The organism is Bryocella sp., assembly GCF_058498515.1.
In genome coordinates, this window is the sequence record NZ_JBMHYI010000043.1 from 148,574 (window position 1) to 158,128 (window position 9,555).

At 57.9% G+C, this 9,555-nt stretch carries 4 protein-coding genes; 1 reads left to right on the top strand and 3 read right to left on the bottom strand.

Going from position 1 to position 9,555, the window contains the following annotated elements:
- Nucleotides 1-204: 204 nt before the first annotated feature.
- The 3 genes from AC5E6W_RS13030 to AC5E6W_RS13040 form a co-directional block, all read right to left on the bottom strand.
- On the bottom strand, nt 205-1,488 hold the full coding sequence (locus tag AC5E6W_RS13030) for a chloride channel protein (RefSeq protein WP_491752743.1): 1,284 nt from the start codon (nt 1,486-1,488) through the stop codon (nt 205-207).
- Between the two features lie 886 nt (nt 1,489-2,374).
- Nucleotides 2,375-3,592 carry a CehA/McbA family metallohydrolase gene (locus AC5E6W_RS13035; protein WP_491752744.1) on the bottom strand — a complete coding sequence of 406 codons (1,218 nt, stop codon included), beginning with the start codon at nt 3,590-3,592 and terminating at the stop codon, nt 2,375-2,377.
- Between the two features lie 571 nt (nt 3,593-4,163).
- Entirely contained in the window at nt 4,164-7,487 is a 3,324-nt protein-coding gene (locus AC5E6W_RS13040) for an outer membrane beta-barrel protein (protein WP_491752745.1), read from the bottom strand.
- Between the two features lie 291 nt (nt 7,488-7,778).
- Between AC5E6W_RS13040 and AC5E6W_RS13045 the strand changes: the two genes are divergently transcribed.
- Nucleotides 7,779-9,233, top strand: coding sequence for a hypothetical protein (locus tag AC5E6W_RS13045; RefSeq protein WP_491752746.1), 1,455 nt, complete (start codon nt 7,779-7,781; stop codon nt 9,231-9,233).
- The last annotated feature ends 322 nt before the right edge of the window (nt 9,234-9,555 follow it).

Here is a 9,555-nt window from a genome sequence, read left to right on the forward strand (position 1 = left end):
ACTGAGACACAACGGATTCGACGGTGCGATTATTCTCTCGACGGCCTCGGATGTCTTTACTCGATGTCATCCACTCTGCGTTAGCACTCGTGCAGGGGCGGGACTGGATCGCCACTGCTGCTTGATGGAGAAATGCCATTACGTATCCGCTTGGAAGGATTGAGAACAGCTGCCGCTGTCGCCTACCTGTTCCCGGTTACATTGCTAGCCACGAATGGAATAAATCGAATGGACATCCAGCTTCCGAGCCATCAAGGTGGCGCCAGCGACAGCGATGAGCAAGGGCACAATCAGCGCGTCGGTGTGATTGGTAAGCTCCAGCATGAAAACCACAGACGAGAGTGGTCCTTGTGACGCCGAGGCCAGCATTGCCCCCGCGCCCACGATGGCGTAACTATCTTTGGCGATTGACGGAACCACGTGACTCCAACCTTCGCCCAGTAGGCCACCGAGCAACGCACCGAACGTCATGGTTGGCGTGAACAAGCCTCCTGGCACACCCGACTTCAAGCACATCGCCGTAGCGAGCGGCCTTAGAACGAGCAGCCAGCAGAGTAGTCCCGTTCCCAGCTGACTGCCGAAGGCCTCCTGCACCACGTTTTTTCCATTACCCAGAATCTCCGGGAAGCGCACAGACACAGCTCCAAGGAGCAGGAAAACCAGGACCGGCGCGATCACCACCATGAGTGCCTTGGGCTTCCCACTTTCCGACCAGCCAATGAATCGCACATACATGGCCGATGCCACTCCAAGGATTGGGCCTGCCAAAGCCGCCCACAACAAGAGTGACGGAGAGAGGGACAGCTGTGCGACGTTGAACGTGGGCGAGTTTGGCAGGAACAACCAGGAGACCGCCACGGCGACAAAGGAGGTGATGACTGCCGCAAGCACGTTGGTGAGCGACATTGTTCCGAGCAACACTTCTACCGCGAATAGCGCTCCCCCCAACGGCACGTTGTAGGCCGCCGCCATTCCCGCTCCCGCCCCACAAGCGACAAGAAGACGTCTCTGCGCCGGCGACAGGCTGGTCCAATCGGAGATCTTCCCGGCGACCGTAGCCCCCATGTCCTTCAGTGCAGCTTCACGGCCGATCGCCGCCCCCATGCCGACGACGACAATTGAGATCAGCGACTTTGCGATGGTCGGAGAAGCCTCAAAGTGTCCCTGCTGGTGCCAGATCGCGCCCGTCACCCCGGGTTCGGAACCTCCCGTGAAGCGGCGCAGAAGATAGAGCGATAAGCCGGCGACGATGCCCCCAAGCGCAAGAACTAGGATCCGACGCTCGCTTGAGGTGTTGCGCACTCCCGTAAGGAAATCTCCGGTGGAATACGAGAAGCTCAGGTGTTGCACCAAACGGAGCAGCCTCATCAGCAAACCGCTGGTGAGCCCGGCTCCCACGCCGGTCAAAAGAACCATCGCCCACATCTTTACCGTCATCAGGTCTATGTCGGGCGCCGCCGCCAGTACGTTTGGCTGGGCGCTCTCCAACACCGCCTCTGAGGAATCTAGATAGAGAGCATGAGACTTGGGCATTTCGCCCTCGACAGCTGGAGCTGTCACGTTGTGTTGGATGCGAGATCGCAAGCAGTGGCTCCCCCTTCTATGTCCACCTAGTATCTCGTACCTGCAGCCTCAGGCTACGCTCCCCCTCTGTAGCCACGCCGAAGATCCGTGTCGAGTGTGTACTAAGGCTGGCGGGACGCTCCTAGACGGGAGGTGGGCTTCGTCGCCAACATTTCGGAGAAAGCTCATTTCATCAGGATGGGACGATATTGAAGAAATGTAATCCGGCGTCATCCCGCACTGTCGAGTGCATTCTTCCGCTTCTCGCCCATCCGTGTTCAGGTGGGTCCGGGAAGCAGAGCCAGTGCAGGATGCCTACCCATCGAGCGAGCTTATCTGCTCCGCAGAGGCTCCTCGGCACAGTGGGACTGAGACACGTCCGGATAGCACACAAACGGTACAACGTCGTCTGTCTTGCCGCTGATCCGCGAGCGCCCCAACGGCTGTTGCACCTCATCGGGATCGCACCGATTGACCTCTGCCGAGCTATGGAATGGCAAGAGCTGCGAGTCACTAGTTAACGGCCATTTTGAGATTGGCAGCACCGGCAAATCCACTCAATGGTGCCCTCGATCCTCCAGACCTTCCTTCGGTATACCACTTCCGTTGCGGATCGCCCCGGTCTCGACCTCGACACACTCGGCCGCTCATTCAACTCTGAGATCCTTTCGAAGAAGATGAAGAAGTGGCGGAGGCAATGCATCACGGTCGGTCGCCGTCAACAAGCGCCCGCCCCGGATCTCGACAACTACAACACTTAAGGTCGGCGTTCCCTGCCGCTCTATACCAATAATTATCTTTTTTGCGACGATCAGAAGTTGGGATCGAAATTGAAGTAGATGGGATTGGATAGTCCCACCATATTTCCGCTCAACGTGACTGACCCCGGGACCTGGGGATACGCCGTCGGAGGCCCTTCCACCTCGACGCGATAGTAAGTCCGGCCAATCTCCCTGGGGGTGTCCGTGAACTCCACCATCGTCGCCTTGCCTCCGATGGCATGCAGTGTACTGAACGGGTCGCCGTCTTTCACGATCCGCACCGTGTACGAAGCCCCCGAGACGGTATTGCCTGTCAGCTGGACGCGGAACCGTACGGGCTTGCCAGTGGCCTTGGCATTGTCGCCCATCATCATGTCCATCTTTCCATCCTGGTCGAGGTCCGCATAGAACTCTACGCGCGGCGCATAGGGATTTGCGCTTACCGCGACCCGTCCATTCGTCAAAGCATCGACCACTGCCTGCAACGTTCGAGTCTTCGCAAACACCCAGGTCGTCGGCGTTCCCACATAGTTAGCCTGACGCTGGTAGGAGTTCTTCGTCGCTTGCTCCGGCGTATCCGGCGTGCCGTGATGTGAATCGCTGCCCCCTCTGCCCGTCAGCTTGCGACCCGACGACAGCATGTCATCCCAGATCATGATGGCATTGGCGTTCTTAGGCCAGACGGCGGAGTTCCACACCTCGATCGAGTCGACCATATCGTATGAGAAGCCGAAATGATCCTTGCCGCTCGGATGGTTGGCCGACAGATGAACGCCGAGCTCCTTCTTCACGGCGCCAATCACAATGTCACGCTGGTCGCGAACATCATAGAGCCTCTGATGGTCATAAGGGTGCGCGGAAAATACGTTGCCGTGGCCGCGAGTGGTCGTCCACTCGCCACCGTACAGAAGTAGCACGGAATCCGACTTGAATTCGGGATCGGTCCAAGTGTTATCCGCCACGTCGCCCTGGACATGATTGTCATGATCAGTAATGCAGAGATAGTCCATGCCGACCGATTGGGCAAAGGAGATGATCTTCGCCTCCGAGTTATTGCTAGAGTCATGGCTATGCCGGGAGTGCAGATGAAGATCACCCTTAAGCCAGACGCCATCGTCAACGCTGGCAATGGGCGGTAAGGGCGCAACCTCGACCGGGGACCACGGATTCGTGTGGACGGCTTGTGCCAGCGCGAGGCCGCAGATATAACCTGCAAGGACGAGCCCAACCACAAAACCACAAAGACGCGTGAAGACACGAAGATGCATATTACTTTCCTCTATTCAAAGGCTCAATTAAGTTTCCGCTTCAGTCTGACCTGGCAGAGTGACGACGGAAGATGACGTTGCTGAAGAATATTTGGAGACAAACTCGTGCCGGAGCGGGATCAGCTCACGCCCGCGTTGATTTCGTGACTGCATTTCCGCTGGTCTTCATCTTTAGAGGTCACATCCCCGGCGTCGATGAGTGGACGAAAGTACCGATGGTGGCATCGGAGAATCTGCGCCCTTCACGCTCTTCCAGATGATCTGTTCAACGCGTGCATCGGAGCGCGGTCTACATCGGAGAAGACCACCGTATTCAGCGTTGCCAATGGCGCGTGCAGGCATGGCTGGGACGGAAGGCACGTGGCCCAACCGCTTTGCGCGCAACAGCCCAGCAACGGAAGATTTTTTGAGATGTCGATCGATCAGCATGGTTCGTTTCCTGTTCACCGACGTCCGGGAGGACGCCCTTGCGCTCGTTACTTCCTTCAAGACATGGGTACGTCCGAAGCGGTCCGCCTGTCAGCGCAGATCGATGCTCCGACAGACGGACGCGCCCAGAGGTTTGAGCTGACTAGAAATGGAACTTCGCGGCGAACTCAATTGTGCGGCTTTCGTTCACCACCGACGAGATCATTCCGAAGGAAGAAGGCGTGGTGATGGACGCGCTGGGTACGCTGAAGTTCGGGTGGTTGGCAACGTTAAACACCTCTCCGCGAAGCTGAAGCTTGTACCGTTCACCGATTGCCACGTTCTTCTCCAGGTTCATGTCCCAATTCTGATAGTGCGGCCCCCACATCATGTCGTAACCGGAGGTGCCAAAGGTATATGCCGGAGGCGCCGCGAAGGCCGCGGGATTGAACCATTCGGCACGGGTCTTGACCCCTGGATACAGTGGAACGCCCTCCACGCGATTAGCTCGGCCACTGGCGCCGTAAATCTGGCTGCCAGGTGCGGTGTAGGTGACGGAGAAGGGCTGCCCGGTCTGGAAGGAGGTAACTCCACCGAGCTGCCATCCGCCGACCAGGGCGTTCGTGAAATCGTTGGCCCTGCCGAAGAGCATCTTGTTCTTACCGAACGGAAGCTCATATTGGTAACTCACTTCGAGCGTGTTCGGCGTGATGTTGGAGATGTTGCCGTATGAGTCTCCGATATTAGTCGGGTTCTCGTGATTCTCCACGCCGAGCACACGAATCCACTGATACTCCGCGTTGATGAGGAACCCGTGGCTGAATCGCTTGTGGAGGCCGACCTGCAGCGAGTTTCCTGTCGTGTGATACAGCGGATCGAAGTCTTCGGTGATCGTAGAGAAGGTCGGATAGGGCCGATGCGATTGCTCGGTGTAAGGGCCCGGAGGAGCGTAGTTGATGTCGGGTTCCGTGTTACCGGGTCCGCCGTGATTGTTCTGGTGGATGGTGCGCTGCCCCACGTAGCCGACGCGGAAGTCGAGGCCGCCGGGCAGCTGCTGCTCCACAGCCAGGTTGTACTGCTCGGTGTAAGGCGCAACGGTCTTATGTTGCGCGATTACTGACGGATTGGCGCCCACGGTGGCGCTGCCGGCGAACGGCGAGTTCATGTTGATCGTCGGCGTGGGAGTGGTGTTGGTGTAGTTGACACTGGTGGTGAAGGGAATGCTGCTGAACCCGGCGCCCAGGTAGGACGAGGGCAGAAGGTTGTAGTACTGGCCTACAGCACCGCGGATCACGGTCTTCGGATGGACCTGGTAAGCAAAGCCGAAGCGCGGCGCAACGTTGGTGTCGGCCTGACCGAGGTAGGAGTACATTTTGGATGGCAGACCCACCGTCGGCGCAAGGACCGTATCCGGGATATACAGCGGGTTGCTGATTGCGGGGTAGGAGCTCGCGAACACTACCACCTTACCCACGCTGGGGACAAACAGCGATTCGGTGCCATACGGGTTATCGTGAAATCGCTGCAGATCGTAGCGAATTCCTAAGTTGAATGTCAGATTGCGCAGTATCTTCCAGTCATCCTGAACATACATGCCGTACTGGCTTGAGTTCCAGCGAACAACGAAGTCCTCCGGAGTCGCATTGCCTGTCTGCAAAGGGTAGCCCAGCAAAAAGTCCGCGAACGCATTTCCCGAGTAGACGCCATTGAAAGAGAACGATCCATGCCCCGAGGAATCCTGCCAAGACGTATTGTAGAGATAGGAAAAGCCGGCCTTGACCGTATGCTTGGGAAGGACCTTGGTAAGCGACGTATTGCCCTGGTAAGTCTGCTCGAGGTTCTTCGAGCCACCTTCGGTGATGCCGGTGATATTCGTGATACTGATCGTCGGTGCCGCCTGGAGCGCAATCGCACCCAGCCCGGGAATGAGCGCGGAAAAGTCGGTCTTGTCGTTCTGGCCAGCACGATACAGCGGCATGTGCATGTACGAGATCTGGCTATCGAGCAGCAGAGTCGGTGAGAAGGTGTGCGTCCAGCCCACCACGAAGATAGAGTTGTGCTCTCCATCCTGCGACACACCGCCAGCCAGACTCGAAGTCCCTACATCGGAGAACGGCCCATAGAAGGCGCGCAGCCATGTGGCTCGAATCTGGTCATGGTCGCTGATCTTATGGTCGAGGCGCAGATTGAATCGGCTGACGTTGGTCGTATGCGGAACCAGCTCTTGTGTGTTGACTCCGGTCGTCTGAGTGGTCGACGGAGGCATCAGCAGGGTCATCAGTTGCACATCGATGGGGTTTAGCGGAACGTTGATGATATTCCCGGGAAAGGGCTGCCCGGTCAACGGGTTCTTGATGACGACGTTTGGCGTGCAGGCCCCACCTGGAAGGAAGCAGCTGAAATCGCCCATGCGTTCGGCCGCAGTCGGTTGCGTGCTGCTGATCGACGCCGACTGGGTGAGATGGAAGCCCTCATAGCTGGCGAAGAAGAAGCTTCGGTTCCGGCCGTCGTATACATGTGGAATAAAGATCGGCCCACTCAGGTTTCCGCCGTACTCGTTACGCTGGTAAGGAGCTCGCGCGGGCGCCGCAGCGTGGGTGCCGTTGAACCACGCCTTGGCGGCCGTTCCACGGCTGCGATTGAACTCGAAGCCCTCACCATGCAGTGCGTTCCCACCGCTCGCACTGGCTACGATGATCTGGTTGGGCTGGTTGAACTCTGCCGGAGCACCCTGGTCGATCACCTTGAACTCCGAGATCGCGTCTAGCGAAGGTACCTCGCCCTGAGCGCGCTGGAGTTCGATCTCCATATTGGTTACGCCGTCGAAGGTATTGCCCACGTCGCCATAGGAGTTGCGCTGGTTGGTGCCGAAGGCGAGCGTGACGCCTCGCACCGGAACCTGATCCTGCGCCGCTACATCCTGGACACCAGGCGTGAGATTGATGAGCCCGAGAATGCTCACGTGTCCATTCAGAGGTGTGTTCTGAATCGTCGCGCTGTCAATCACCAGGCCGACCGAGGAGGTCTCCGTCTGGATCACCGGAGATTCGCTCGTCACGTTTACCGTCTGTTGATCTGACCCAACTTCCAGGTGCGCATCGATCTGCGCCACTTGGTCGATCACCAGCGTCACTCGATCTTGCAGGAAGATTTTGAATCCTGGCTTTTCTACCGTCACACTGTATCCGCCCGGCGCAAGCCCCGGAAATGTATACGAACCAATACTCGTAGTGGTCGCCGTTCGAGCTTCATTCGTGTCCAGTTGCCGAATCGTAACGTTCGCTCCGGCGACCGCAGCTCCGCTGCCGTCAGTCGCCGTACCGGCGATGGTTGCGGTCAATCCCTGTCCGAACGAGCTCGGCACCCACAGCAGTCCGAGCCCAACAAGGACGGTGGTCATCAGGGCGCGATACCAGGTGGTTCTCGTTGCTCGTAGTAAACCCGTCTGGTTGGTTGGCCCCGGCAAGTCCAGCAATAGCGTCTTCATCCTGTCTCCTATTGGTCGATCCAATGCTTCATGTGCCCCACCCAACGGCTCAGCTCATATTCAGTCATGGGTTGAGTCGAGTATTTGGAAGCCGCACAACCGGTGGTAGGGGTTATCTCCGTGACAAAGAATTTGACACAATGTGGACGAGCTATCCCCCTTGGCTTCAATGGCGAAGACGTATGTGCCAACGTGTGCGCACCCCTGTGCAAGGTGGATGGATGGCATGGTTCACATAGCGTTCACAGGAAGCGCTTAAAGTCGGCCTTGGAAACGAGCCACAAATCAGCGATGCAGGTATTGGAGCCGACAACCAAGGTCGAAGCGGAGGATGGGGTACGTTCCATCCGCGCGCGCCAACTCGGCATCCATGCGCATCTCGACGACCCGCGATGGCTGCTTGCTCGTCGAATCGCCGACAGCGGAGGCTTGGGACGTTCGCGCCTGTTGGCTGACTTCCTGTTATTCATCGTCGATCGTCACATCCGCGATCGCACCGATGAAATCACGGAACAGCAGATTGGCATTCTCGTCTTCGGCAGGGCCGAAGGCTACGACGCAAGCGATGACAACATCGTTCGAAGCTATGCGCGGACCCTGCGAAGACGGATCGAAGAATACTTCGCGACGGAGGGTGCATCCGAGCCATTGCGCCTGGAGATTCCTCGAGGAGGCTATGCGCCTGCCTTCTCTTCTCGTCCGGTCGAAACGGAGCCATCCACAGAGGCCCGGAGCATTCCGCAGACCACGTCTCCACTTTCCGATGACAAGTCGATCGGCTCTGGCACGGGTTCGATGCCCGCAGAGTCTCGCCCATCCCAAGCTTCAGAAGTCGTTGGACCATCCTCGACCAGTGCAAAAGCAGCTGAGGCAAGAGTGACACTCCACAAGTACGGAGCCGTTCTTACCCTGTGTGTTGGCATCGTCTTAGGACTCGTCGTTGCTGCCTTTCATCCCATGAACTTTCTGAAGCGCGCCACAGCGCCTCCCCCTGAGGCTGCTTCCGCTGCCCTTTGGTCGGAGCTCTTTGGCAGCGATCGCGATACCTTTATCGTCCCCTCCGACGGCGGTCTGGTCATCATGCAACGGCTAATCGATCGACCTCTGCCGCTCGCGAATTACATCAACGCGAGCTATCGCGCGAAGGCTGAGGCAGACGCTGCCCCGGGCGCTCCCGAGATTCTCAAATTGGGGGCCCGGCGTTTTACCAGCGTGGTTGATTTGGATTTCGTCGCTCACATCGCTCAGTTGGATGAGGTCGTACCAACCCGCATGGTAATCCGATATGCGCGCGATCTCCGTATAGACGAACTTCGCACCGGGAATGCCATCCTGATCGGCTCCGTCGAAGCCAATCCATGGATCGAACTGTTTCAACCCCAGATGAACTTCCGCTTTGAAATCAACGCAGGCAACGATAAACCTTCGGGGATACGCAACGTGCATCCCCGTCCAGGAGAAAGCATGATCTATGGCACGGGTCCGGATCATACCTATGGCCTCATCGCGTATCGTCCCAACCTGACGTCGACCGGACATGTGCTCATCGTTGGTGGACTAAATACGGCCGGCACCGAAGCGGCGACCACATTCCTTCTGACTCCGTCACTGATGATGCAAGTTCTCCAGCGGGCAAAGTCCGCTCATGGAGGCCTGCAGCCGTTCGAACTGCTGGTTGACGCCGGCAGCGTAGCGACCAATGCCTCCTCCCCTAAGGCAGTTCTGGAACGCGTCGAAACGCCGTGAGGTGACACCGGAAGCAGAATGTGGTGGCGCTTACGGAACTCTTCGGAGTGTGGCTATGGCCCATCGAGCGAATGGTATCCGATGCCCATCGAACATCTTCGCCGTCGAGTGAGAAGACTCCCGCATAACGTATGGCGAATCACCGAAGCCGTGGTATCGGGTCAAAGCAAACTAGTTGGAAGTTGCCTTCTCAGATTGGCTGGCGTTGCCCACGCCTTTTCGTCTGGCGAAGAAGACGATCCCTCCCACGAGCAGGATCAACGCGGCGGTGCGGACTTCGCGATGGAAGTTGGGTCTGGAGATGAGGATGAAGAGGAAGCCT

Coding starts and splice junctions, on each gene's coding strand:
- AC5E6W_RS13045 (WP_491752746.1), top strand. CDS start 7,779: ATGCAGGTATTGGAGCCGACAACCAAGGTCGAAGCGGAGGATGGGGTA.
- AC5E6W_RS13035 (WP_491752744.1), bottom strand. CDS start 3,592: ATGCATCTTCGTGTCTTCACGCGTCTTTGTGGTTTTGTGGTTGGGCTC.
- AC5E6W_RS13040 (WP_491752745.1), bottom strand. CDS start 7,487: ATGAAGACGCTATTGCTGGACTTGCCGGGGCCAACCAACCAGACGGGT.